Raw genomic sequence first — 23,554 nt, 5'->3', positions numbered from 1 at the left:
TTCATCCTTCCGTGACGGGTGTCCGGGTGGCATCGAGCGACCGGGACGGCCGCTGCGCGGTACTGCCGGTGGTGCTTGTGGTGCGCGGGGCACCGATTCGCGTCTCGCCGCGGAACACCCCGCGCGGCGTGACGAGCTTTTGGGCGACGGCGAGGAGCGCGTCGAGGAGCAGGGCGAGGGCGGCGACGAGGAGCGCGCCCACCACGGCACGCGTGTAGTCGCGCACCTGGATGCCCTCGATCAGGTACCGGCCGAGTCCGCCCTGCGCGACGTAGGCCGCGATGGTCGCCGTGGCGACGACCTGGAGGGTCGTCGCCCGCAGCCCGCCGACAAGCAGCGGAAGCGCGAGCGGGAGTTCGACGCGGGTGAGGATCTGCCACTCCGTCATCCCCTGCGCGCGGGCGGCGTCGATCGTCTGGCGGTCGACCGCCTCGACTCCCGAGTAGGCCCCCGCGAGAAGCGGCGGAACGGCGAGGATGACGAGCACCGCGATCACGGGGCCGAGGCTCAGCCCCAGCCCGAAGTTGATGCCGATCAGTACGAACAGGATCAATACCCCGAACGTCGGAAGCGCGCGAGCGGCGCCGGTGAAGCCGATGACGAAGGCCCGCCCGCGACCGCTGTGGCCGATCAGCAACCCGAGCGGGACGGCCACCGCCGCCGCGATGAGGACGCTCAACCCGGTGATCCCGAGATGCTGAAGTAGTCGCGCGCCGATACCGGTGGATCCGGCCCAGGACTCACCATCGAAGATGAAGGCCAGCGCTTCCAGCAGGAAGGTCATGCGGTCCTCGCCTTCACGAGAGCATTCCGCGTCGGAGGTGTCGAGCGTCGGGACCAGGGCATCAGCAGGCGGCCGGCGATCACGAGAATCGCGTCGAAGAGCAACGCGAGAAGCACCGTGAAGACGATGCCGATGACGATCTCCTCGATGAAGTAGCGCTGGAAGCCGTTGGTGAACAGGTACCCGAGGCCACCCGAACCGATCAGGGCCGCGACACTCAGCAGGGAGACGGTGCTGACCGACACCACCCGCAGGTTGGCGAGGAGCACCGGTCCGGCGAGCGGTAGTTGCACCCGCCAGAATCGCGACGTCGCCGAATAGCCCTGCGCGGTCGCCGATTGCAGCACGTCACCCGAGACGCTGCCGAACGCGTCGACGGTGCCGCGCAGCATCATCGCGATGGCGTAGATCGTGAGGGCGACGACGACATTGAGATCGTCGAGGATGCGCGTGCCGAGCACGACGGGCAACACGACGAAGAGCGCGAGTGACGGAATCGTGTAGAGCACGTTGAAGACACCGACCAGGATGCCGCGGAGCCACGTAAGGCGGCTCGCGATCCAGCCGAGCGGAAGGGAGGCTGCGAAACCGATGAGGATCGGGATGGCCGAGAGCCGAGCGTGTTCCGCAGTGAGCTCCAGGACGAGATCCAGGTTGTTCCACAGCCAGGTCATCAGGCGTCGCCCGCCTGGTCGGTCTTGTTGGAGATGCTGCGGGATTTCGGGCTCGCATCTCCGACGGCGAGCTTGCCCCCGGGCGCCGCGATGACGCCGACCGGGTAGCCCCCGGCATCCACCAGCACCTTGTCTTCGCCCTGACCCGAGTGAGTCGAAACGGTCAGCCGCCGCTTGCCGCGGTCGGCGCCGACGAACGCCGCCACGAAGTCATCGGCCGGGGCCGCGAGGATCTCCTCGGGCGTGCCGCGCTGCACGATGCGTCCACCCTGGGCGAGGATCACGACCTGGTCGCCGAGCAGGAACGCCTCGTCGATGTCGTGCGTGACGAAGACGATCGTCGTCTCGGTCTGGTCCTGGATGCGCAGCACCTCCTGCTGCAGCTCGGCCCGCACGATCGGGTCGACGGCGCCGAACGGTTCGTCCATGAGCAGGATGTTGGGCTTCACCGCGAGTGCTCGCGCCACGCCGACGCGCTGCTGCTGACCGCCGGACAGCTCGGCGGGGTAGCGCTGCGCGAACCCACGGTCGAGGCCCACGACATCCATCAGCTCGAGCGCCCGCGCGTGCGCCTGCTCACGCGGCACGCCGGTGAGCCGCGGCACCGTTGCGACGTTGTCGATCACCCGGCGGTGCGGGAGCAGTCCCGAACTCTGCATCACGTAGCCGATCCGGCGGCGCAGAGCGACCGGCGACACGGTGGCGACATCTTCCCCGTCGATCTCGACCGTGCCCGAGGTCGGGTCGACCATGCGGTTGATCATGCGTAGGAGCGTCGTCTTGCCCGAGCCGCTCGAGCCGACGAGCACGGTGACCTGGCGCGGGGGGATCACGAGGCTGAAGTCGTCGACGGCGATCTCGTCGCCGAAGCGTTTCGTCACGTTGCGAAATTCGATCACGCGGGCTCCTTCCCCTCTTCCGGAACTATTCGGCGCGCTGTGCCATTCCCCGATTGCCTCACCCGGCGTCGAAACCCCAACGCTCGCCAGCCTCCCACCGGGCGGCGACATTGCCGACAGCCGGGATGCCACCGGCATCCTTCAGGAGCCGCGCAAGGTGCAACAGATTCCACGTCATCGCGGTGGCGGTGCGATTCGTGTAGTCGCTCTGCGGCCCGCCCGAGTCGTCGTCGAGGTAGCTCGGGCCCGGCCCGATCTCGCCGATCCACCCGGTCTCCGCCGCCGGGGGAATCGTGTAGCCGATGTGTTGCAGGGCGTAGAGCAGGTGCCTGTTCACGTTCTTCACGCCGTCCTCGTTGCCCGTCGCGATCGCCCCGGCGACCTTGCCGTAGAACACCGGCTGCCCCGCCGCGTTGGTCTCGTCGGTCATCGCGTAGAGACGCTCGATGAGACGGCGACAGACCGACGACACCTCGCCCAGCCAGATCGGCGTGCCGATCACGAGGATGTCGGCATCCCGAACCTTCGGCCAGAGCTCGTCGGGCCAGGCATCCGCTGCCCACCCCTGCACGCGCATGTCGGGTTGCACGCCCGGCGCGACGTCGAAGTCGACGAGGCGCACCGATTCGACCGCCACCCCCTGCTTCTCGGCGAGCGCGATGGTGCGATCCATGAGTCCGTGCGTATTGCTGAGGTGCGGGCTGCGGGTGAGCGTGCAGTTCAGGTAGAGCGCCGAGAGGTCGCCGTAGCTCGTCATGTTGCCAGCCAACCCGAAGGTGCTCAGGGAATGCCGAGTCTTGACAAGAGGTTCCCCCCGATATGCCTTCCGCAACACTGAACGGCGTCGTCATCGCCGAAGCTCCCGAATCCGAGATCGTTCGAGTCGAAGGAAACGTGTACTTTCCCCCGTCGGCGGTGCGGCACGAGGTTCTCACCACCTCGCCGACCCCGTACACCTGCCCGTGGAAGGGCGCGTGTCAGTACTTCTCCGTGGATGTCGACGGACAGGCCTTGCCCGACCGGGCGTGGTCGTATCCCAGCCTGTACCCGTCGGCGGTCGACCGCGTCGGCGCCGACTTCTCGAACTACGTCGCCTTCTGGAAAGAGGTGCGGGTCAGCTAGCGTCCCGCGGGTAGACGAGGCGCCGCAGCGCCCATTCGGCAGGGCCACGCTTGCCGCCGCGCTCGAGGAGCGCGGCGAGCACGACGGTCACCAGCCAGGTCGCGATGGCGATCACCGTGATCGACCAGCTCGACAGGTGGGTGCCGAGGCCGAAACCCCACGCGCTCATGAGCGGCGCGAAGACCACCGACTGGGCGAGGTACCCCGACAGAGAGCGCTTGCCGAGCGCCTGAAGCGCACCCCGAACGATGCCGGGCGGGCGTTCGCGGACCCGGGCGGCGATCAGCCCGAAGACAGCGACGTATCCGAGGCCGCCGCACAGGCCGGCGAGAGTGTTCAGCCCCAGCCACGCCCACCCGTACTCGTCGGGCAGCAACTGTCCCGCGTTCTGGAGGGCGACCAGGATGCCGGTGCCCCAGGCGATGGCGATGCCGCCGATCGCGACGCGGCGCAGCAGCGGCAGGTGATTCTCGGGCTGCTCGAGCACCCCCGCGCGGGCGGCGACGAGGGCGATGAGGATGGCGATCGGGATGATGAAGCCCAACAACTGCGCCGCCGTCACCACGACCCACAATCCGATGCGCAACGCTGCCGCGATGAGGTAGTTGTCTTCGGCCTGCGCAAACCGCAGCAAGTCGACATCCTCACCGCTCGGCATCGAGAACGCGCCGGGTGGAAGCACCGCGGGCAACAGAAGTCCGGCGGCCAGAGCCGAGAGCGCCCACATCGCGGTGAGGCCCGCGAGGATGCCGGCGGTGAGCTTGAGCGCGAAGTCCCGACGGTCGAGGAAGATCGCGGCGAGGATGAGGCCCGCGAGGCCGTAGGCACCGACGACGTCACCCATCCAGAGCAGCAGGGCGTGCACCCCGCCGAAGGCGATCATCCAGAGGTGACGCTTGCGCAGCAGCCGGCGTGCGGTCGCCTGGTCGACGCCGGCTTCGGCCTGCCGCCGGTAGAGCTGCCAGATGCCGTACCCGAAGAGGAACGCGAACATCGGGTACGAGCGACCGTCGACGACGATGATCGAGATCGTCTGCCACACCAGGTCGAGCCCGGTGGCGCCCGGCGGATGCGCCGACGTCAGCCCCGATGGCTGGCCCCACAGGTAAAAGGGTGCGTTGGCGACGACGATGAACAACAGCATCACGCCGCGCGCGAGGTCGGGCGCGACGACCCGTCCGGTGAGTGCGGCCGGGCGGGGAGTGACGGAGGCGGCGGTCATGCCTCCAGCCTCACATCATCCCCGCGCCGACCGCCTCCGCCTTTCGACGGATGCTCAGCCGCTCGCGCGTCAGCCGCTCGCGCGTCAGCCGGCGAGGTCGGCGATCGCCTGGTCGCCGGGGCGCACCGGAATCCACTCGGGAGTGATCTCGGCGCGAGCGAGCAGATCCTCGGTCTTGCGACGACGGTTGCGCGGCACGAGGGTCACGACGGTGCCCTCCTTGCCGGCGCGGCCGGTGCGGCCCGAACGGTGCAGGTACGCCTTGTACTCGTCGGGCGCGTCGGCCTGGATGACGAGTTCGATGTCGTCGACGTGAATGCCGCGGGCGGCGACATCCGTGGCGACGAGCACCGTGACGCGACCGCTCGTGAACTTCTCGAGCGCCCGGGTGCGGCGTGACTGGTTGAGGTCGCCGTGGATCGACTCGGCGCGGATGCCGGCCTCGTCGAGGAGGTCGGCGAGCTGCTCGGCGAACGCGCGGGTGCGCGCGAAGACCAGCTTCTTGCCGGGCCCGGCGGCTAGCTCGATCAGCACGTCTTGCTTGTCACGCTGCTCGAGCAGGAACGCCACGTGGCGGATGTCGCTCGAGGCCTGGTCTTCACCGGAGATCTCGTAGACGGCCGGGTCGACGAGGAACTCCTCGACGAGCGACGCGACACCGGAGTCGAGCGTCGCCGAGTAGAGCAGCTTCTGGCCACCGTCGCTCGTGCGCTGCAACAGCTCGCGCACGGGCTCGAGGAACCCGAGCTCACACATGTGGTCGGCCTCATCGAGAACCGTGATGACGACCTGCGAGAGGTCGAGCCGGCCCTGCGACACGAGGTCGCCGATGCGGCCCGGGGTGCCGATGATGATGTCGACGCCGCGCGAGATCGCGCCGGTCTGGCGGGCGTAGGGCACGCCGCCGTAGATCTGCGTGGTGAACAGCCCGACGCTCTGGGCGAGCGGCTGGATGGTGCGGTCGATCTGCAGGGCGAGTTCGCGGGTCGGCGCGAGGATCAGCGCGCGCGGGGCACGGCCCGGCTTGCGCCGTTCGGTCGAGCCCTTCTGCGACTGCAGGAGGCGCTCCACAAGCGGAGCACCGAAGGCGATCGTCTTACCGGAGCCGGTCTTGCCGCGGCCGAGAACGTCGCGACCCTCGAGCACCGACGGGATCGTTGCGGCCTGGATCGGGAACGGGGTATCGGCGCCGAGTTCGGCGAGCACACGCACCAGGTTCTGGCCGAGACCGAGTTCGCCGAAACCGCTGCTCTGCATGTCGGTCGCGTCGACGGCCTGCGCCTCGAGGCGGGCGAGCACGACATCCTCAGCGTGGTGGGCGGCCGGACGCTCGGTGCGGTCGCGGTCGAAGCGCTCGCGGGGCACGTAGTTGCGAGACTCAGCGCCGTCGCGGTTGCGGGGCTGGTACGCGTCGCGGGCCGGACGCTCGCTCCGAGGGGCGGCGTCGCGGTCGTAGCGCGGGCGCTCGGTACGCGGGGCGTAGCCGTCGCCGGCGGGACGCTCGGTACGCGGGGCATAGCCCTCGCGGGCCGGACGCTCGGTACGCGGCGCGTAGCCGCGGTCGTCACGGGGAGCACGGTCGGTGCGGGGCGCGTAGTCGCGGGTCGGGCGTTCGGTGCGGGGCGCGTAACCGTCGCGGGCGGGGCGCTCGGTACGGGGCGCGTAGCCGCGGTCGTCGCGCGGTGCACGGTCGGTACGCGGGGCGTAGCCCTCGCGCGCCGGACGAGCGGAACGGTCGAACCGGTCACCCGTGCGGGGCGCCTTGTCGCGCGGTTCCCAGTTGGGGCGGGTCGACTGACCGCGTTCGACGTTGTCGCGCCGCTCCGAGGAGTCGGCCTGACGCTCGCGCACCGGTCGCGGTGCGGTGCCGCGCGGCCGCACGGGCGACTTGCCCTGCGCGGCGCGCTGCTCGGTGCTCCAGCGGGCCTTCTTGGCTCCGCCGGTGGCGTTCTTGTTGCCGGCGCGCACGGGCGCGCCCTTCTTGTTCGTGGGCATTCTGGTTCTTTCGATACTCGGTGTTCAGCGTGCGACGCGCGCCGAAGCACCCGCCGAGAACCCGGGCATACGTAGACCGGGGCCGTTTTCCTGAATGGATTCCTCGTGCCTCGACTGAGTCACGATCCGGCCCGCTCGACTGACAGTCTTGCTTTCGCGCCTGAGGCGCGTGTCGAGAGCCGACGCACCGACGATACAGCATCCCGCCCGTGAAGAACGGCCATTTGCCCGACATGGCCCCTTCAGCGCGTGCGCAAGGGGCCTTCTCGGGCAGATAGCCGGGTCGCTTAGGCTTCCGGGATGCGTGTGGCTGTCGGCATCCCGGTGGCGGTCGCCGCGCTCGCGCTGGCCGCATGCGGACCGACCGGGGCGGATGCCGGAAGCATCGACCCACAGATCGACGCCGTCGGTACCGATCTCGCGACCGACCCGAACGTGACGGTGCTCGACGACCTCGAGTACGGCGTCGCGGGCGGGGTGCCCCTGCTGTTGGACGCCTGCCTGCCGCCCGACCGCGCCGTCGATGCGGAGCCGGTGCCCGGCATCCTCGTCATCCACGGCGGAAGCTGGCGCGAGGGCACGAAAGACAGCGTCGGGTGGCGGGCCGTCTGCACCTGGCTCGCCGCCGCCGGATACCCGGCGTTCTCGGTGAACTACCGGCTCGCGCCGGAGTGGGTCTTCCCCGCCGGGTTCGACGACCTGCAGACCGCGGTGACCTGGTTGCGGGATGACGAGCGGGCCGAGCGCTTCGGCACCGATCCCGCCCGCATCGGAGTCTTCGGCGGCTCAGCCGGAGGCAATCTCGCGGCACTGCTCGGCACCTCGGGCAGCGGTGACCTCGGCATCGGACCGCGGGTCGCCGCCGTCGTCGACCTAAGCGGTCCGATTGACCTGACGGGGGTCGACCTCACCGACGATTTCGCACCCCTGCAACTCGAGTACCTCGGCTGCGACAACTTCGCGGACTGCGCCACCGCCGAGCCCGCGTCACCGAACGCCCACATCGACGACAGCGATCCGCCGTTCTTCATCGCCCACTCGACCACCGAGAAGATCCCGCTCGACCAGTCGGAGCACTTCGTCGAAGACCTGAGAGCCGAAGGCATCGACGTCGAGTTCCTCGTCGCCGACGGCACCCTGCACTCGATCGCGCTGCTCGACGACGACCTCAAGTCGCGCATCCTCGCCTTCTACGCCCGCACCCTCGGTCTGCCGGCCCCACCCGCCGACGACTGATCTCGAGTGCATCGATTTGCGTCGAGCGCAATTGCTTCATCCCGCGCGCTCGGCGCAAATCGGTGCAGTGGGCGGGCCGAGGAGGGTCAGGACAGAGCGCGCTTGGCCTCGCGGCGTTCCCGGGCGCCCTCGACGAGCGAGTAGAGAGCGGGAAGCACGAGCAGCGTCAGCACCGTCGACGAGATCAGGCCGCCGGTCACCACGAGCCCGAGCGGCTGCGAGATGAATCCGCCCTGCCCCGTCACCCCGATCGTCAGAAAGAACAACGCGCCGATCGTCGCGAGCGCCGTCATCAGGATGGGGCGCAGTCGCCGGGCGCCGCCGTGCCGCAAGGCATCGCGCACGTTCATCCCACGCTCGCGGTACTGATTGACGAGGTCGATGAGCACGATCGCGTTGGTGACGACGATGCCGACCAGCATGAGCAGTCCGATGATCGACGCTGCACCGAACGGGATGCCGGAGACCAGCTGCAGCAGGAAGGCGCCGGTCGCCGCGAATGGGATCGACACGAGCAACAGCAACGGCTGGCGCAGCGAGCGGAACGTCGCGACCATGATCGTGTAGACGATGAGGATGGCGGCGAGCAGCGCCAGGTAGAGCTGGCCGAAGCCCTCCGCCTGGTCGGCCGCCACTCCGCCCACCGACGCCGAGACACCGTCGGGCAGGTCGGCATCCAGAATCGCCTGCTCGAGCGCGGGGGTGACCGCGGCGAGGTTGGGCGTCGAGGGCGTGATCGTGATCGTGGCCGTGCGGATGCCGCGCTCGGTCGAGATCTGCGCGGGGGCGTCGACCTCTTCGATGCTCGCGAGCTCCGAAAGCGCGACGAGCCCGCGTGACGTCGGGATCTCGAAGTCCCGCAGTTCCTGAAGCGTGACCGGCGCGTTCGGGTCGGTGACGTAGACCGAGAGCACGGTGGCGTCGATCGTCACCTCTCCCACCGCTGCAGGCAGCATCGAGTTGGCGACGATGCCGCCCACCGCGATCTCCGAGAGCCCGTACTCGGCAGCGGTCTTCCGATCCACGACGATCGCGAGATAGGGCTGCGTCACCGCGAGGTTCGACTCCGCCTGCGTCGTGACCTCGAGTTCCTGCACGTCGCCGAGCAGCGACGCGGTCGCCTCGGCGAGCACGTCCGCGTCGGCCGCCCGCAGGTCGATCGTCACGTCGTTCGAGAAGCCACCGCCGCCCGAGCCCACCGACACGTCACCCACGCCGTCGAGATCGTCGAGCTGCGCCGTGACGGTGCGCCGCAGCTCTTCCTGATCGGCGGAGGCGTCGGTGGTGATCGAGAAGGTCGCGTCGGCGCCACCGCCGAAGAACGAGCGGATCGAGCCGCCATCGCTGCCGATCGACACCTGCACGACGTCGATGCCGTCGATATCGAGCAGCGTCTGCTCGACCTCCTGCGCGGCTTCGTCGACCCGATCGAGGTTGGATCCGGCTGGCAGCGTCTGAGTGACCGTCATCGTGTTCTGCCCGGAGTCCGACACGAAGTTCGTCGGCACGAGCGTGTAAAGCCCGGCGGTGCCGACGAGCACGACGGCCGCCGCCGAGAGCGTGACGACCGGGTGCCGCAGTGTCCAGTCGAGGGCGGGCAGGTAGGCGCGCTGCAGCCGGGTGGGCTTGTCGAGCTCGTCGGCCTCCGTCACGATCGACCCGGGCTTGGGCGCCTTCAAGAACCAGTACGCGAGCACCGGCACGATCGTGAGCGACACGAGCAGCGACGCGACGAGAGCAATCGTCACCGTCAGCGCGAACGGCCGGAACAGCTCCCCGGTCACGTCGCTGACGAGGGCGATCGGCAGGAACACGGCAACCGTGGTGGCCGTCGACGCGGTGATGGCGGTCGCGACCTCGCGCACTCCGTTTCGGATCGCGGTGAGCTTCTCTTCCCCCAGCGACATGTGTCGTTTGATGTTCTCGATGACGACGATCGAGTCGTCGACGACGCGGCCGATGGCGATCGTGATCGCGCCGAGGGTGAGCACGTTGAGCGAGTAGCCGGTCGCCCACATTCCGATGAAGGTGATGAGCACCGACGCCGGGATCGAGATGGCGGTGACCAGGGTCGAGCGGATCGACAGCAGGAAGATGAGGATGACGACCACGGCGAAGACGAGACCGAGCACGCCCTCCGTCGCGAGCGACTCGATCGACTGCTCGATGAACGGTGCCTGATCGAAGACCGCGGTGAACTCGGTGCCGTCGCCGAGCGCTTCCGCGAGCGCCGGAAGCGCGGCGTGGATCACGTGCGACACCTCGACGGTGTTCGCGGCGGCGGCCTTGGTGATCGAGATCGTCAGCGACGGGTCACCGTTGACGCGTGAAAGCGCCGTCACCGGGTTGGAGACGATCTCGACGTCCGCGACATCGCCGATCGTCGTGGTCGCGTCCGAGCCTCCGAACAGCGGCAGGGCGGCGATGTCGTCGGCCGAGGTGAGCGCACTGCCGGCCTGCACCGTGAGCTCCTGATCGCCTTCGTCGATCACGCCGGTCGCGAGCAGCACGCCGTTGTCGTCGAGCGCATCCCGGATCGCCTGATTCGACAGACCGGCCGCGAACAGGGCGTCGGTGTCGGGCGTGATCGTCACACGCTGTCCGCTCGCCCCGGAGAGCGACGCCTCGGCCACACCCGGCAGGTTGGCGAGGTCGACGATCGTCTGGTCACGCAGTCGGGCGGAGAGCTCTTCCGCATCCAGGTCGCTCGTGACGGCGAGAACGACGACGGGGAGGTCGCTCAGCGAGAACGCGACGACCTGCGTGTCGACCGCGTCGGGAAGGGTGTCGGCGATGCGGCCTATCGCGAGGGAGATCTTCTGCTCGGCGCGTCCGAGGTCGGTGCCGTAGGTGAACGAGGCCGAGATGGTCGAGACGCCCGCACCGGAGGTCGCCGACGTCGACTCGAGTCCGTCCACGCCCTGGATCGCGGCCTCGATCGGGGTCGACACGTCGTTCTCGACGACATCCGGAGTCGCGCCGCGGTAGGTACTGATGATCGTGAGACTCGGCAGCGAGATGGAGGGGAACAGCTCCTGCTTGAGCGAGGTGAGAGCGATGCCGCCGAAGATGCCGATGACGATCGTGAGCAGGGCGATGAGCGCGCGGTTGCGCAGACTGAACACCGACAACAGATGCACGACAGGCTCCTCAAGCAGGGGATGGAAGGCAGGCACGCCGCCGTGCTACCCGAGTCAGTATCGCAACCGGCGGGAACCCGACCGTACTCCCGAGGGATGAATGCCGCTCAGACGACCTGGGCGTAGTCGCCGTCGGTGACCGCGAGCGGGGTGCGCGCGACCGACCGCCAGGCGGCGGCGAGCGCGTCGACTCCCCGGTCGATGACGTCGGGCGGGTAGGTGAACGGGATGCGGATGAAGCGCTCGAAGAGCCCCTCCACTCCGAAGCGCGCACCGGCGGCGATCACGAGCCCCTCGTTGCGGGCGGCGAGGGCGAGCTGGGACGAGATCGGAAGCCCGATGTTGACCCACGCGGCGATCCCGCCCGCGACGGTCGGCATCCGCCATGACGGGAGATCTTCGGCGAGCCGCCGCGCGAGGTGGTCGCGACTCGCCCGCAGGTACGCACGGCGGTCGTCGAGGATGCGGTCGAGGTCGGCGAGCAGGTCGACGAGGATGAGCTGCTCGAGGATGGGCGTGCCGAGGTCGGAGGCCGCGAACCGGTTGCGCGCCACCCGTTGGATGAGTTCGCGATCGGCCCGGATCCAGCCGATGCGCAACCCGCCCCACACCGACTTGCCGAGCGAGCCGAGCATGACGGCGCGGCCGAGGGTGGCGAACGGCGGCTGCGCGGCCTGGCCGTCGAGCTCGAGTCCGCCGATCGTCTCATCGATGATGAGCGTGGTGCCCTGCTCGGCGGCGAGCGCGACGACCTGCTCCCGCTGCGCGCGAGGCATGGTCGCGCCGGTGGGGTTGTGGTTGTCGGGCATGAGGTAGGCGAGCACCGGGCTGGTGCGCTGGAACGCCTGCTCGAGGGCCGAGGCGTCCCAGCCTTCGTCGGGCGTCACCGGCACGGCGACGACCCGCGCGCCGGCGGCGCGGATGGCCTCGACCGCGTGCGGGAAGCTCGGGGATTCGATGATCGCCCGATCGCCGCGCGACAGGAGCGTGTGGGCGAGCAGAACGATCGCGTGTTGCGCCCCGACGGTGATCAGCACCTCGTCGGCATCCGTCGGCAGTCCCCGAGCGGTGTACCGGTCGGCGATCGCCTGGCGGGCCAGTCGCATCCCCATCGGATCGAAGCCCGACTCGTCGAGGAATGACGGCAGGGCGGCGACCGCCCGCTGGGCCGCGTCGGCGACGGCCGGATGAGCCGGCAGCACGGCCTTGCTGAAGTCGAGTTGATCGGTGACGAACACGTCGGGCACGATGCCACCGCGGGAGGGCAGCCGTGCGACGCTGCCGGATCCGCGCAAGCTGTCGAGGTAGCCGCTGTCGCGGAGGTCGGCATAGGCGGCGGAGACGGTGGTGCGACTGAGCCCGAGCTGCGCGGCGAGCTCGCGTTCGGCCGGCAGCCGGGTGCCGAGGGTGATGCGGCCGTCGAGGATCAGCAGCCGCACCCGGTCGGCCAGTGCGGCGTAGGCGGGGCCGTTCGCGAGGTCGCGCCAGCCGACGATGAGGGCGGCCAGGGCGCGGGCAGAGAGGGATGCCATCCAGCCACCGTAGCAGGATTGGCACCTTGCTCAAGGGCCAATTTGGGAGTTGGCTGGCCTCATGCTCGCATCGGACCCCTCATCCCCCGCCCTGTGGGTGCGCCGCGGGGTCCAGTTGGTCATCGGCCTCGTCGCCTACGGCATCGCCATCGCGCTGCTCGTGCGGGGCGGGATCGGTGTTCCGCCCTGGGACGTGTTCGCCCAGGGGATCACCCGGCAGACCGGCATCCCGTTCGGGCTCGTCGTCAGCCTGGTCGGCGCGCTCGTGCTGCTGCTGTGGATTCCGCTCCGCGAGAAGCCCGGCGTCGGCACCGTGCTCAACGTGCTGCTCATCGGGCCTAGCGCCGAACTCGGACTGTGGCTCGTGCCCCAACAGACCGTGCCGTGGCAGCAGGGCGTCGTGTTCGGCGGCGGGCTCGCGCTGCTGGCGATCGCAACCGGCCTGTACATCGGGGCACGCCTCGGGCCCGGCCCGCGCGACGGGCTGATGACGGGGCTCCACCGCCGCACCGGCTGGCCGATTTGGGTCGTGCGCACCGGTATCGAGGTCACCGTGCTCACCATCGGCTTCGTGCTCGGTGGTCAGCTCGGCGTCGGCACCCTCGCCTTCGCGCTGCTCATCGGCCCGATGGTCAACGTCACGCTGCCGCTGCTGCGGGTGCCGGAGCGGCCCGTCCCGATCGTGGAGGAGGAGGTGCCCGCATGATCGCCATCACGATCTCGCTGCTCGCGTTCGCGGCCTGGGCCGCACTCGCGACCGTCGTCGCCGTCGCGACCGATGGCTACGGCCGCGTGCCGACGAGGGCCGAGTAGTACTCCTTCGTCGGGCCGGCTTGGCCGCCGCCGGGGGTGCCTGGGATGCCGCACAGCCAGTCGAACTGCCGCTGAGCGATGGCCTGCGCCTCGTCGCTCACCGGGTCGACGCCACGCTGGGCGGCATCCGCCCAGTCGGCACCGAGCCGGGCCGCGGTCTGCTGAAACGCTGACTTCTCATCGCCGCTCAGCCCGCGCCACCAGGCGTCGGACTTCGCGTACGCATCCTTGCCCCAGCGCTCCTCGACCTCTTCCTTGTACTGCGTGTGGTCGAAGCCGTCGAACATGTTCTCTGCCATCGGTTTCTCACCTCCTTTCAGGGTCTGGATCGTGGTCTCGACGCTGGCGATCTGCCGGTCGAGCCGACGCTGCTCCTCGCGAAGCCACGTCAGGTGGAGCGTCAGCGCGTGCCGGTCGTCGCGCTCGCCCGCCAACACCTCGGCGATCGCCGGGATGCCGAGTCCGAGTTCGCGCAACAGCAACACCCGCTGCAAGCGCACGAGGGCATCGGCGTCGTAGTACCGATACCCGTTGGCGCCGACCCGGCTCGGCGGCACGAGGCCCGTGTCGTCGTAGTGACGCAACGTGCGGCTCGTGGTACCGGCCAACTTCGCGATCTGTTGGATGCTCCACTCCATGCCGTCCACGCTAGAACTTGACGTTGCGTCAATGTCAACGCCTAGCCGCCGACTTACCGTTTTCAGGAAGGTGAGGGGAAGGAGTTGCTGATGTGACCCGTGTCACCTCGAATCGGGCTGGTTCCGGACATCCGCCACACAACCTCCTGAAAACGGAAAGGCACCCGGGTGTTGACCACCCCGTCATTCGCGATATATCGTGACTAGGCAACGCGATATATCGCGAGAGAGGACGGGGCGATGTCCCAGCAGAAGTGGCTCCTCAGTGAGCCGAAGACGATCGAGATCGACGGCATCCGCAAGCTGAAGGTCGGTCTCGTCGCCGGTCACGTCGACGTCATCGCGCACGACGAGCCGGTCGTGCGTGTCGAGGTGCACAGCGTGAGCGGCAAAGACCTGCGCATCACCGCCGAAGGCGAGACCCTCGAGATCGACCACGCCCAGCTCTCCTGGGAGAACTGGCTCGACGTGTTCCGCAACTTCCGTCCGGGCGCGGCGCGGGCCGACGTCAGCATCCTCGTGCCGCGCGACGTCTCGCTGAAGCTCGGCGTCGTCAGCGCGACCGCGCTGGTGAGCGGCCTGCAAGAGGATGCCGACCTCAGCACCGTGAGCGGCGACCTGTCGACCGATGGCATCGCCGGCGACCTACAGCTCAACTCGGTGAGCGGTGAGCTGAGCGCCCGCAACCACTACGGCCGGATCTTCGCGCACACCGTCAGCGGCGACATCACCGCCACTGGCGCGGTGCTCTCGTACACGAGCGACGGGGTGAGCGGCAACGTGTTCCTCGACCTCGCCGAGATTCCCGACGTGGTGAAGGTCAACTCGGTGAGCGGCAACGTCACCGCCCGGCTCGAAGCCGATGTCGCGACCTCGTACTCGATCAACACCGTCAGCGGCCGGCTCCAGCTCGACGACGCTTCGTTGCGGGTGCGCGGCAAGTACACCGGCAAGACCGGCGTGCTCGAGGGTCGTTGGACCGACTTCCGCGTGAACACCGTGAGCGGCGACGTGAGCGTGCTGCATGTCGCGCGCGCCGAGACGCCCAACCCGTGAGCCCGCCGGTCTTCGCCCACGGGCACCTCCGGCTCTACCTGCTCAGGCTGCTCGTCGATCGCCCGATGCACGGCTACGAGATCATCCAGGCCCTCGCCGACCAGTCGGGCGGCACGTACCAGCCGAGCGCAGGCACGATCTACCCGCGCCTCGGCAAGCTCGAAGAGGAGGGTCTCGTCACGAAGGAGGCCGACGGCCGCAAGACCGTCTACGCGATCACCGACGCCGGACGCGCCGAACTCGTCGCCCGGGAGCCGGAACTCGACGGCATCGAGACCGAGTTCACCGACTCGGTGCGCCGCCTCGCCGACGAGGTGCGGGCATCCGTCAACGACGCGATGCGCACCCTGCGCGCCGACCTCGCCGCGGCGGCCCGCGAGGCGCGGTCGGAGGCGCAGGGCGCGGCACGCGAAGCGACACGCAACGCGACCGACGATCCGCGGGTCGCCTCCCGGCTCCGACTGCACGAGGCCGAGGCGGCGCTCGGCGAGTTCCGCAGCGACGTGCGCGACGAGCTGCGATCCGCCGCGTCGTCGGGGATCCTTGCCCCCGAGACGGTGACGCTGCTCACTGACGGGTTGAACGACCTGCGCCGCCGCCTGGTGCAGCAGCTGCGCGGCTAGCCAACAAACCCGAGCGGGATGTAGACATCCTGCACTCGGTCGTTTGCCGCGGTGTGGTCGTTGCGGGTGTAGAGCGCGCACGCGACCTCGCGGCAGTCGACGTTCTCGTCGGCCGTCGGCGGAACCTCGAGGTAGGCGGTGAAGGTTCCGGAGTCGCGGTCGTCGAACGAACGTGCGCCGAACAGCCGCCAGGCCCAGTCGTCGTTGATCCAGTTGCTCGGCGCGAACTGGATCGTGCCGTCCTCGACCTCGACGGCTTCCTGATCGGGCACGCCGCCCAGGCACGGTCCCGGCTTCTGCGTCGGCTCGGTGGGAATCGCGCAGATCGCAACGTAGATGCCGCGCGCGGGGTCGTACCCGGTGCCGCTCACCACGAACCGGTCGCCCGGCGCGAGGGCCGAGGTGTCGACGGTTCCGCCCGGTTCGACCGACACGATCTGGATGCTGCGCTCGCGCCCGTCGTCTCCGGTCGCGGACGCCTCGAGCGGCCACTCCTCGTCGGGAGCCTGCTGGTTCGACTCACCCTGAGGGACGTGCGTGAGAATCGGCACGATCACGATTCCGATTCCGGTGAAGACCAAAGCGAGCAGAATCGCGACCACCCACGGCCATCGCCTCCGCCGGGTTGTCATCACCGCTAGATCATAGGTCCGGGGGATGGAGGCGGCAGACTGAGGGCGTGAAGACCGTGCTCGCTGTGCTCGCCGGGGGAGCCGTCGGCACCGGGGCTCGGCTCACGGTCGACCTGTTGCTGCCCCACGGCGGCGCGGACCTCCCGATCGGCACATTCCTGGTCAACCTCGTCGGCTCGTTCGCGCTCGGTGTTCTCGTCGCACGGCTGTGGCCAGTCGCACCCGAGTGGCTGCGCGTCGGCCTCGGCCCGGGGCTGCTCGGCTCGTTCACGACCTTCTCGGCGCTGGCCGTCTCGGCTGTCGAACTGACGACAGAAGGTGCCGGGGTCACGGCGGCCGTCTACGTCGTCGCGTCGCTCGTCGGCGGCATCACGGCGGCCGCTCTCGGCATCCGTTTCGGCGCCCCTCGCGCGACCGCCCCTCCGCCGATCGGAGCCGACGAATGACCCCGCTGCTCGCTGTCGCGGTGATCGCCGCGGGTGCCTTCGGCGCCCTCGCCCGCTACCTGATCGGTCGAGCGGGCGCGAAGGCGGCGTGGCCGTGGCCCGTGTTGCTCGTCAATGTCGTCGGCTCGCTCGTCGCGGGCGTCGCGCTGCAGACCGACCTCGCCCTCATCGTCGCCACCGGGTTCGCCGGCGGCCTCACCACGTTCAGCACCTTCAGCGTCGAGACCGTGCAACTGGTCGGCCAGGGGCGCTGGCGCGCGGCGGCGGCATCCGTCGCTCTCAACCTCGCCCTGGGCCTCGCCGCCGCGACGGCGGGCTGGTTCCTCGGCCCGGTGTTCTTCGGCTGAACCTCAGCCCTTCTCGGCACCCTCGGCAGTCGACGTGATGCGCCGCTGGAAGACGAAGAACAACACTGCAACCGGAATCGACATCAACACCGCGGCGGCGAGTTTGAGCGGGAACTGATTGCCCTGCCCGAGCTGTCCCGAGGTGAGCGTCGCGACACCGGTCGTCAGGGTGTGCAGATCGGCGTCCTGCCGCGCGACGAGGAAGTACGAGAATTCGTTCCACGAGCCCTGGAAGCTCAGAATGAACAGCGTGATGAGCGCGGGCCGGGCCATCGGCAGCACGATCGACCAGAACGTGCGGAACACGCTCGCGCCGTCGATGCGGGCCGCCTCCTCGACCGAAACCGGGATCGAGTCGAAGAACTGTTTCATGATGAAGATGCCCGCGGCGTCGATCATGATCGGGATGATCATCCCGGCGAATGAATCGAACATGCCGAACTGTTTGAGCACGAGGAACCGCGGGATGAGCAGGGCCACCGGCGGCACTGCGAGCACCGCAATCAGAGCGGCGAACACGATCCGACGACCCGGAAAGCGCAGGCGCGAGAGCGCGTATCCGGCGAGCGAGTCGAAGAAGACGCGCCCGATCGTGATGCACACCGTGACGATGGTGGAGTTGCCCGCCCACTGCAGAAGCGGCACCTCGGTGAAGAGCCGCTCGTAGGCGGCGAACGACCAGGTCTGCGGCAACAACGAGAGCGGATTCTGGGTCGCGTCGGCGTCCGTCTTGAAGCTGCCCGCCACCGACACCAGGAACGGATAGATGTAGATGACTGCGAGCAGGATGAGGATGGCGTAGCCCACGCCCACCCCGGCGAGTGCGCGGGGACCCAGCCGGTACCGCCCGCCGCTGACGGCAGCACTCATGATGCCGCTCCGTTCGGTCGGGCGTTCGCGGCATCCCGATGCAGCCGCGCTACGGCGCGCGTTGCACGACGCACGCCCGGGCGACCGAGATCGCGGTCGCGCAGGACCCATCTCTGGATGAGCGTGAACGTCACGATGATCGCGAACAACAGGAACGAGATCGCCGTACCCTCTCCCCACTGCAGGTCTTTGAACGACGCCTGGTATGCGAGGTAAGCGGGGGTGAGCGTCGTCTTGCCGGGGTCGCCGCCGCCAGTCAGGTACACCTGGTCGAACACCTGCCAGGTGCCGATGAGCCCCAGGGTCAGCACCGTGAACAACGTCGGCTTGAGCAAGGGCAGCGTCACGGAAAAGAAGGTACGAAAGGGCCCGGCGCCGTCGATCGATGCGGCCTCCTGCACCTCCTGGCTGACGCTTTGCAACGCAGCGAGGAAGAGCAGCATGAACGTCCCCGAGGTCGTGAAGACCGCGAGGCTGATGAGCACGCACATCGCCACCGACGGGCCGGAGAGCCAGTCGTACCAGCTCAGGCCCAGTGCGCCGCCCTCGGCGATCGGTCCGCTCGAGCGGATGCCGAACACGGCGAGCAGCTTGTGGCCGAGCCCGCTCGGGTCGGAGAACCAGTTCGGGCCATCCGCCCCGAGCCACGAGATGACCCGGTTCACGGCTCCCGATCCGGCAAACAGGAAGATGAAGATCGTGGTGATCGCGATTGACGAGGTCACCGACGGGAAGTAGAACGCGGTGCGGAAGAAGCCGCGGCCCCGCAGGATGCGCCGGTTGACCTGCACGGCGAGAAAGAGCGCAAGCGCCGTCTGCAGGGGGACCACCGCGAGCACGTAGTACAGGTTGTTGCGCACTGCGGTGCCGAAGTCGCGTTGCGACAGGCCCTCCTCGACGAGAACCGCCGAGTAGTTGTCGAACCCGATCGGCTCGGAGTTGCCGATGGGTGAGCCGCGGCCGTTCCAGTCGCTGAAACTCACGAACACCGCGAGGGCGATCGGGAGCACGAGGAAGACGCCGATGATGAGCACCGCGGGTGCGGTGAACAGCCAGCCGGTACGGGCTTCTGGCCCGCGGATGGTTTTCGCCATCGTCGTCTCCTCGTGCTCCCTCGCCTGCTACCGCTTAGCCGTTGGCCTCGGCGTACGCCGCTTCGAGCTGCGCCTGGAAGTCGGCGAGAATCGCTGCGAAGTCCGCGTTGCCGAAATCGGCGAGCCGGGCGTTGAACTCGGCCACGACGGCGGCGGAGCCGTCGAAGTTCGCCGGGCTGACCGCGTACTCGGCACCGGCGACGAACGCCGCGTTCTCGGGGTGCTTCTCGGCGTAGGTCGCTGCGGCATCCCGCGTCGAGGGGATCACGCCGAAGGCGTCGCCGAACTCCACCTGCTGCTCATCGCTCGTCAGGAACTCGACGAACTCGACGGCGGCATCCGTGGTGGCCGCCCCTTGCGGGAGGCCCCAACAGTTGGTGAACGAGTATGTCGACGGTCCACCCGGGCCGGCCGGGAGTTCGTACGCAGCGTAGTTCGTGTCGGGGAAGTCCCCGGCGATGCCCTTGATCCACGGGCCCTCGATCACCATCGCGGCCTTACCGGCACCGAGAGCCTCGCCGCCCCAACCCGCGTCGATCTCCGACGGGAAGCGCAACACGCCCGCGTCGTAGAGCGACCTGACGTACTCGAGACCTTCGATGTTCTCGGCGCTGTCGGCGGCGATGGTGTCACCGTCGACGATCGTGCCACCGGCCTGGTTCATGAAGACGCCGAGCCGCGCGTATTCGAGCCCGAACGACAGACCCACGGTTTCGGAGGTCGTGAGCGCGGTTGCCGCGGCCGTGAGGCTGTCCCAGTCGGTCGGAATGTCGGCGTCCGTCAGTCCGGCGGCGGCCCACAGGTCGGTGTTGATGATGAGACCGAGGGTGGAGAAGTCCTTCGGGGCGCAGACGAACTCGCCGTCGTAGCTGAAGGTGTCGACCAACCCGGGGAAGAAGTCTCCGGCGTTCGACAGGTCACCGGCGTACGGCTCGAGGTAGCCGTTGCCCGCGTAGGTCTGGAACTGGTCCCAACCCATGTAGAACAGGTCCGGCGGGTCGTCGCCGGCGAAGCCCTGCGAGAGCTGTTCGTTGAGGTTGTTCGCGAGAACGACGTCGACGTCGATGCCGCTCTGCTCCGTGAAGGCGGCTGCCGCCGCGTTGACCGCGTCGGCTTCGGCGTCACCGCTGGCGGCGATGAGCACGGTCAGGGACTGGTCGGGCGAGTCACCGCTGCCGCCGCCGGCACAGCCGACCAGCACCAGTGCCGCGCCGCCGGCGATCGCCGCGACGCCCCACTTGTTGGTTTTCATGATTTCTCTTTCTCTCGGTTGGGAGTGCCGGGCAAGGTGCTCCCGGCTTCTTCCTTGACGGGCGCCAGGTGACTCGACCGACGCACGACAAGTTGGGGGGTGATGAGCCGGTGACGCGGCTCGCCCGAGTCGTCACCGTGAGGGCGGACGCGCTGCCCGGTCGGCCCCATCAAGAGGTCGAGAGTCGCTGTCGCGACTTCACCGAGCCGCTGGTCGACGCTCGAGAGGCCGACGGCGGATGCGACGGGCGTGTTGTCGAAGCCGATTACCGGAAAGTGGGGCAGGCCGGCCTCGCGGACGGCCATCATGGCGCCGAGGGCGAGCGCGTCGGACGCGCACACGACTCCTTCGAGATCGGTGCCGGCGCGCAATAGCTGCTCGATCGCGACCCGGGCGCGCGGCACACCCTCGTCGGTAGCGGTCGCGAGAGCCGCCAGAGCGGTCGGCCCCAGCCCGAAAGCCTCCGTCATCGCCGCCTCCCATCCCTGGCGGCGGTCGTCGCCCGTTCCCGTGCCTGCGGGCCAGCCGAGATAGCCGATGCGCGTGAGGCCGCGCCCGATGAGGTGGCTGGTCGCCTGGTGCACACCCGCGCGACCGTCGACATCTACCCACAGAGGTGCCGGGTCGAGATCGGCTTCGGCTCCCCAGGGGCGCCCGAAGGCGACGAACGGGATGCGTTCCCGGGTGAGCCAGGCGATGCGCGGGTCGTCGTACTCCGTCGCCGTCAACACGAACGCGTCGACGTCGGCGCCGTCGCGCAGTCGCTCGAAGTGTCGGATCTCGTCGTCGGCGTCGGCTGCGACGAAGAGCGACACCCGCATCCCCCGCTGGTCGGCGCGTTCGGTGAGGGCGTGGAGGTAGCTGTCGAGCACTGATCCCGAGATGCCATTCACCACGGGGTGCAGGCGGATGCCGATCGTCGACGAGGTCCGGGTGCGCAGGCGGCGGGCTGACGCATGTGGGCGGTACCCCAGTTCGCTGATCGCCGAGTGAACTCGTTCGCGCGTCTCTGCCTTCACGATGTCGGGAGCGTTGAGAACGTTCGAAACGGTCTGCCGCGACACGCGCGCGAGCCGTGCGACGTCGGTGACGGTGGGCAGCTGGGGCACGGTGCAGACCTCCTTTGGTCGCCTCGCGGATGGATTCCGCTGGCTTGATCGTTCAAGTGTCCAATGATTCGGGGTTTGAACGATCAAACTCTGGGTGTTATGTTACCGATCTGGCGGGTCTTGTCAATCGACGATCCGTTCCCGGTTCCGATGCAAAGGAGCGTCACTCGGATGCGAACACCAGCGCCGAAGACGACCCGTCAGCCGCTGCTCCACGATGCGGTCGTGACGCTTCGCGCGCCGGCTCAGGCGTGGTCACGTTCCGATGGATCGATGGGCGCGGGTGCCATCGACGGGGTCTACGTCTCCGACGTGCGCGTTCTCCGAACCCTCGACGTCACCGTCGATGGAGCATCGCCCGAGCACATCGCTACCCTGCAGGACGCGGCCGACCGGTCGAGATTCGTGAGCCTTCTGCGCGGCCTCGACGACGTGGGCGCCGACCCCGACGTGCGCGGTGAACTCATCCGCGAGGTCACTCCTTCGGGCGCGCGTCACACGTTCACCCTCTCGTCTCGCCTGACCCGCTCCGTCACCGCGACCATCCGCGTCGCGCTCGAGCCCGCGCTCGACGAGGTTCAGGTCGTCAAGTCGGGAATGCTCAGCGACCCGCCCGCGACGCACGTCACCGGCGAGAGCGCAACCTGGGGTGGCGGCGGAATCGCCGTCGTGCTCCAGGCCGACGGTGCCGACCTGCGCGAGGCGGCCGGAGTGATCACCGCCGAGTGGTCGGTCGAGGTACCTCCGCAGGGTGCGGTGAGCATCGCGATCGACGTGCGGGCAACCGACGATCACGCCGTTGTCGCCGCTCCCGCGGAGCCTCCGCAGTGGGCGAACCCCGCCACCGAAGCCGCCGACGATCGTCTGCGGCGCTGGGTGCACCGGTCGCTCGGAGACCTCGACGCCCTCCGGCTCACGACGACATCGGCGCCGGACTTCCCCTTCGTCGCCGCCGGCGCACCGTGGTTCTTCACCCTGTTCGGTCGCGACGCGCTCTGGGTCGCCCGGTTCCTCGTCCCGCTCGGGAGCGACATCCCGATCGGCACTCTGCGCAGCCTCGCCGCGCTGCAGGGCACTACGACCGATCCCGAATCCGCGGAGCAGCCCGGCAAGATCCTGCACGAGCTACGTCGCGGCGAGTTCTCCATCCCGGGTGAATCGCTCGTGCTCCCGCCGCGCTACTTCGGCACGGTGGACGCCACCGCGCTGTGGATCTGCCTCCTCGCCGATCTGCACAAGACGGGGTACCCGCTCGACGGGTTGCGTGAGTTCCGGCCGGCGCTCGAGGCCGCCCTCACCTGGATGCGTGACTTCGGCGACTCCGACGGCGACGGGCTGCTCGAGTACATCGACGAATCCGGCCATGGGTTGTCGAATCAGGGTTGGAAGGATTCGAGCGACTCGGTGCAGTGGCGAGACGGCACCCTGGCTGAGGGGCCCCTAGCGCTGTGCGAGGTGCAGGCCTACGCGGTCGAAGCGGCGCTCGGTGGCGCTGAGCTGCTCGACGCACTCGGCGGGGATGGGAAGCCGTGGCGCGGTTGGGCGAAGAAGGTGACGGATGCCTTCCGTGCCTCGTTCTGGGTGGAGACCCCCGAGGGGCGTTACCCGGCGATCGCTCTCGACGGGGCCAAGCGTGCGGTCGACACCTTGACGAGCAATGTCGGCCACCTTCTGGGCACTGGCCTGCTCGATTCGGATGAGTCGCGGCTCGTCGCGACCCACCTGACGTCACCGGCTCTCTCCAGTGGTTACGGCGTTCGAACGCTGTCCATCGGAGCGTCGGGCTTCTGGCCGCTCGGCTACCACGTCGGATCGGTGTGGACGCACGACACCGCGATCGCGGTCCGCGGTCTCGTCGCCGGCGGCTTTCACGCCGAGGCAGCTCAGCTCACCGAGGGTCTGCTGCGCGCCGCCGTCGCGTTCGACTATCGCATCCCGGAGCTGTATTCGGGTGATGCCGCCGCCGACGTTCCCGCGCCCGTGCCGTACCCGGCCGCGTGCCGCCCGCAGGGGTGGAGCGCCGCGTCGGCGATCGCGGTGCTCAGCGCCTCGCAGTCCGGGAACTGAGCC

Annotated in this window: 22 protein-coding genes; 8 read left to right on the top strand and 14 right to left on the bottom strand. The window is 69.0% G+C overall.

Features of this window, described 5'->3' with window-relative positions; translation table 11 throughout:
- Position 1: 1 nt before the first annotated feature.
- The 4 genes from WBL06_RS00565 to WBL06_RS00550 are packed head-to-tail and all read right to left on the bottom strand — an operon-like array spanning position 2 to position 3,114.
- Positions 2 to 784 carry an ABC transporter permease gene (locus WBL06_RS00565; protein WP_424454024.1) on the bottom strand — a complete coding sequence of 261 codons (783 nt, stop codon included), beginning with the start codon at positions 782 to 784 and terminating at the stop codon, positions 2 to 4.
- Positions 781 to 1,458 (bottom strand): ABC transporter permease, encoded by a 678-nt coding sequence (locus WBL06_RS00560; RefSeq protein WP_424454023.1) that lies wholly within the window; start codon positions 1,456 to 1,458, stop codon positions 781 to 783. Before WBL06_RS00560 ends, WBL06_RS00565 begins: the two co-directional genes overlap by 4 nt.
- Positions 1,458 to 2,357: an ABC transporter ATP-binding protein gene (locus tag WBL06_RS00555; protein ID WP_424454022.1), complete on the bottom strand. Its 900-nt coding sequence runs from the start codon at positions 2,355 to 2,357 to the stop codon at positions 1,458 to 1,460. Before WBL06_RS00555 ends, WBL06_RS00560 begins: the two co-directional genes overlap by 1 nt.
- Positions 2,358 to 2,415: 58 nt before the next feature.
- Positions 2,416 to 3,114 (bottom strand): flavodoxin family protein, encoded by a 699-nt coding sequence (locus WBL06_RS00550; RefSeq protein WP_424454021.1) that lies wholly within the window; start codon positions 3,112 to 3,114, stop codon positions 2,416 to 2,418.
- Positions 3,115 to 3,176: 62 nt separating this feature from the next.
- On the opposite strand from WBL06_RS00550, the gene WBL06_RS00545 reads away from it, so the two are divergent.
- On the top strand, positions 3,177 to 3,479 hold the full coding sequence (locus WBL06_RS00545) for a DUF427 domain-containing protein (protein WP_424454020.1): 303 nt from the start codon (positions 3,177 to 3,179) through the stop codon (positions 3,477 to 3,479).
- Here WBL06_RS00545 and WBL06_RS00540 read toward each other — a convergent pair.
- On the bottom strand, positions 3,472 to 4,701 hold the full coding sequence (locus WBL06_RS00540; protein WP_424454019.1) for a DUF418 domain-containing protein: 1,230 nt from the start codon (positions 4,699 to 4,701) through the stop codon (positions 3,472 to 3,474). The two genes, WBL06_RS00545 and WBL06_RS00540, sit on opposite strands and share 8 nt — an antisense overlap.
- An 84-nt stretch (positions 4,702 to 4,785) precedes the next feature.
- A complete protein-coding gene (locus WBL06_RS00535) occupies positions 4,786 to 6,696 on the bottom strand; it encodes a DEAD/DEAH box helicase (RefSeq protein ID WP_424454018.1) in 1,911 nt (636 codons plus the stop codon).
- A gap of 300 nt (positions 6,697 to 6,996) precedes the next feature.
- Here WBL06_RS00535 and WBL06_RS00530 point away from each other — a divergent pair, with 300 nt between their 5' ends.
- Positions 6,997 to 7,932 carry an alpha/beta hydrolase gene (locus WBL06_RS00530; RefSeq protein ID WP_424454017.1) on the top strand — a complete coding sequence of 312 codons (936 nt, stop codon included), beginning with the start codon at positions 6,997 to 6,999 and terminating at the stop codon, positions 7,930 to 7,932.
- Positions 7,933 to 8,018: 86 nt separating this feature from the next.
- Here WBL06_RS00530 and WBL06_RS00525 read toward each other — a convergent pair whose 3' ends face one another.
- Both WBL06_RS00525 and WBL06_RS00520 read right to left on the bottom strand, forming a co-directional pair.
- Positions 8,019 to 11,072: an efflux RND transporter permease subunit gene (locus WBL06_RS00525; protein WP_424454082.1), complete on the bottom strand. Its 3,054-nt coding sequence runs from the start codon at positions 11,070 to 11,072 to the stop codon at positions 8,019 to 8,021.
- 107 nt (positions 11,073 to 11,179) lie between these two features.
- Positions 11,180 to 12,604 (bottom strand): PLP-dependent aminotransferase family protein, encoded by a 1,425-nt coding sequence (locus tag WBL06_RS00520; RefSeq protein ID WP_424454016.1) that lies wholly within the window; start codon positions 12,602 to 12,604, stop codon positions 11,180 to 11,182.
- Between the two features lie 61 nt (positions 12,605 to 12,665).
- Here WBL06_RS00520 and WBL06_RS00515 point away from each other — a divergent pair, with 61 nt between their 5' ends.
- Positions 12,666 to 13,310, top strand: coding sequence for a YczE/YyaS/YitT family protein (locus tag WBL06_RS00515; protein WP_424454015.1), 645 nt, complete (start codon positions 12,666 to 12,668; stop codon positions 13,308 to 13,310).
- 76 nt (positions 13,311 to 13,386) lie between these two features.
- On the opposite strand, the gene WBL06_RS00510 is transcribed toward WBL06_RS00515, so the two are convergent.
- Positions 13,387 to 14,055 (bottom strand): MerR family transcriptional regulator, encoded by a 669-nt coding sequence (locus tag WBL06_RS00510; protein ID WP_424454014.1) that lies wholly within the window; start codon positions 14,053 to 14,055, stop codon positions 13,387 to 13,389.
- A gap of 240 nt (positions 14,056 to 14,295) precedes the next feature.
- Here WBL06_RS00510 and WBL06_RS00505 point away from each other — a divergent pair, with 240 nt between their 5' ends.
- Both WBL06_RS00505 and WBL06_RS00500 read left to right on the top strand, forming a co-directional pair.
- Entirely contained in the window at positions 14,296 to 15,111 is an 816-nt protein-coding gene (locus tag WBL06_RS00505; protein WP_424454013.1) for a DUF4097 family beta strand repeat-containing protein, read from the top strand.
- Positions 15,108 to 15,734 (top strand): PadR family transcriptional regulator, encoded by a 627-nt coding sequence (locus WBL06_RS00500; protein ID WP_424454012.1) that lies wholly within the window; start codon positions 15,108 to 15,110, stop codon positions 15,732 to 15,734. Before WBL06_RS00505 ends, WBL06_RS00500 begins: the two co-directional genes overlap by 4 nt.
- On the opposite strand, the gene WBL06_RS00495 is transcribed toward WBL06_RS00500, so the two are convergent.
- Positions 15,731 to 16,366: a hypothetical protein gene (locus WBL06_RS00495; protein ID WP_424454081.1), complete on the bottom strand. Its 636-nt coding sequence runs from the start codon at positions 16,364 to 16,366 to the stop codon at positions 15,731 to 15,733. The two genes, WBL06_RS00500 and WBL06_RS00495, sit on opposite strands and share 4 nt — an antisense overlap.
- 47 nt (positions 16,367 to 16,413) lie before the next feature.
- Between WBL06_RS00495 and WBL06_RS00490 the strand changes: the two genes are divergently transcribed.
- Complete coding sequence (locus WBL06_RS00490) at positions 16,414 to 16,812, top strand: fluoride efflux transporter FluC (RefSeq protein ID WP_424454011.1); 399 nt, start codon at positions 16,414 to 16,416, stop codon at positions 16,810 to 16,812.
- On the top strand, positions 16,809 to 17,159 hold the full coding sequence (locus tag WBL06_RS00485; protein WP_424454010.1) for a fluoride efflux transporter FluC: 351 nt from the start codon (positions 16,809 to 16,811) through the stop codon (positions 17,157 to 17,159). Before WBL06_RS00490 ends, WBL06_RS00485 begins: the two co-directional genes overlap by 4 nt.
- 3 nt (positions 17,160 to 17,162) lie before the next feature.
- On the opposite strand, the gene WBL06_RS00480 is transcribed toward WBL06_RS00485, so the two are convergent.
- From WBL06_RS00480 to WBL06_RS00465, 4 genes are read right to left on the bottom strand one after another with little or no spacing between them, the layout of a single operon-like run.
- On the bottom strand, positions 17,163 to 18,029 hold the full coding sequence (locus tag WBL06_RS00480; protein ID WP_424454009.1) for a carbohydrate ABC transporter permease: 867 nt from the start codon (positions 18,027 to 18,029) through the stop codon (positions 17,163 to 17,165).
- Positions 18,026 to 19,123 (bottom strand): carbohydrate ABC transporter permease, encoded by a 1,098-nt coding sequence (locus WBL06_RS00475; protein ID WP_424454008.1) that lies wholly within the window; start codon positions 19,121 to 19,123, stop codon positions 18,026 to 18,028. The genes WBL06_RS00480 and WBL06_RS00475 overlap by 4 nt, the downstream gene beginning before the upstream one ends.
- A 34-nt stretch (positions 19,124 to 19,157) precedes the next feature.
- Complete coding sequence (locus WBL06_RS00470) at positions 19,158 to 20,375, bottom strand: sugar ABC transporter substrate-binding protein (RefSeq protein ID WP_424454007.1); 1,218 nt, start codon at positions 20,373 to 20,375, stop codon at positions 19,158 to 19,160.
- Entirely contained in the window at positions 20,372 to 21,484 is a 1,113-nt protein-coding gene (locus tag WBL06_RS00465) for a LacI family DNA-binding transcriptional regulator (protein WP_424454006.1), read from the bottom strand. The genes WBL06_RS00470 and WBL06_RS00465 overlap by 4 nt, the downstream gene beginning before the upstream one ends.
- Before the next feature lie 225 nt (positions 21,485 to 21,709).
- On the opposite strand from WBL06_RS00465, the gene WBL06_RS00460 reads away from it, so the two are divergent.
- The gene (locus WBL06_RS00460) at positions 21,710 to 23,551 is read left to right on the top strand and encodes a glycogen debranching N-terminal domain-containing protein (RefSeq protein WP_424454005.1); all 1,842 of its coding nucleotides are present in this window, start codon (positions 21,710 to 21,712) and stop codon (positions 23,549 to 23,551) included.
- The last annotated feature ends 3 nt before the right edge of the window (positions 23,552 to 23,554 follow it).

Origin of the sequence: Pseudolysinimonas sp., from assembly GCF_049651805.1 — a bacterium.
Lineage (GTDB): Bacteria > Actinomycetota > Actinomycetes > Actinomycetales > Microbacteriaceae > Pseudolysinimonas_A.
This window is presented reverse-complemented; position numbering and strand designations above follow the sequence as displayed.

What these genes read in the sequence shown, in the direction of transcription:
- WBL06_RS00565 (WP_424454024.1), bottom strand. Translation starts at nt 784, where the DNA reads ATGACCTTCCTGCTGGAAGCGCTGGCCTTCATCTTCGATGGTGAGTCC.
- WBL06_RS00560 (WP_424454023.1), bottom strand. Translation starts at nt 1,458, where the DNA reads ATGACCTGGCTGTGGAACAACCTGGATCTCGTCCTGGAGCTCACTGCG.
- WBL06_RS00550 (WP_424454021.1), bottom strand. Translation starts at nt 3,114, where the DNA reads ATGACGAGCTACGGCGACCTCTCGGCGCTCTACCTGAACTGCACGCTC.
- WBL06_RS00545 (WP_424454020.1), top strand. Translation starts at nt 3,177, where the DNA reads ATGCCTTCCGCAACACTGAACGGCGTCGTCATCGCCGAAGCTCCCGAA.
- WBL06_RS00540 (WP_424454019.1), bottom strand. Translation starts at nt 4,701, where the DNA reads ATGACCGCCGCCTCCGTCACTCCCCGCCCGGCCGCACTCACCGGACGG.
- WBL06_RS00535 (WP_424454018.1), bottom strand. Translation starts at nt 6,696, where the DNA reads ATGCCCACGAACAAGAAGGGCGCGCCCGTGCGCGCCGGCAACAAGAAC.
- WBL06_RS00530 (WP_424454017.1), top strand. Translation starts at nt 6,997, where the DNA reads ATGCGTGTGGCTGTCGGCATCCCGGTGGCGGTCGCCGCGCTCGCGCTG.
- WBL06_RS00520 (WP_424454016.1), bottom strand. Translation starts at nt 12,604, where the DNA reads ATGGCATCCCTCTCTGCCCGCGCCCTGGCCGCCCTCATCGTCGGCTGG.
- WBL06_RS00515 (WP_424454015.1), top strand. Translation starts at nt 12,666, where the DNA reads ATGCTCGCATCGGACCCCTCATCCCCCGCCCTGTGGGTGCGCCGCGGG.
- WBL06_RS00510 (WP_424454014.1), bottom strand. Translation starts at nt 14,055, where the DNA reads ATGGAGTGGAGCATCCAACAGATCGCGAAGTTGGCCGGTACCACGAGC.
- WBL06_RS00505 (WP_424454013.1), top strand. Translation starts at nt 14,296, where the DNA reads ATGTCCCAGCAGAAGTGGCTCCTCAGTGAGCCGAAGACGATCGAGATC.
- WBL06_RS00495 (WP_424454081.1), bottom strand. Translation starts at nt 16,366, where the DNA reads ATGACAACCCGGCGGAGGCGATGGCCGTGGGTGGTCGCGATTCTGCTC.
- WBL06_RS00485 (WP_424454010.1), top strand. Translation starts at nt 16,809, where the DNA reads ATGACCCCGCTGCTCGCTGTCGCGGTGATCGCCGCGGGTGCCTTCGGC.
- WBL06_RS00480 (WP_424454009.1), bottom strand. Translation starts at nt 18,029, where the DNA reads ATGAGTGCTGCCGTCAGCGGCGGGCGGTACCGGCTGGGTCCCCGCGCA.
- WBL06_RS00475 (WP_424454008.1), bottom strand. Translation starts at nt 19,123, where the DNA reads ATGGCGAAAACCATCCGCGGGCCAGAAGCCCGTACCGGCTGGCTGTTC.
- WBL06_RS00470 (WP_424454007.1), bottom strand. Translation starts at nt 20,375, where the DNA reads ATGAAAACCAACAAGTGGGGCGTCGCGGCGATCGCCGGCGGCGCGGCA.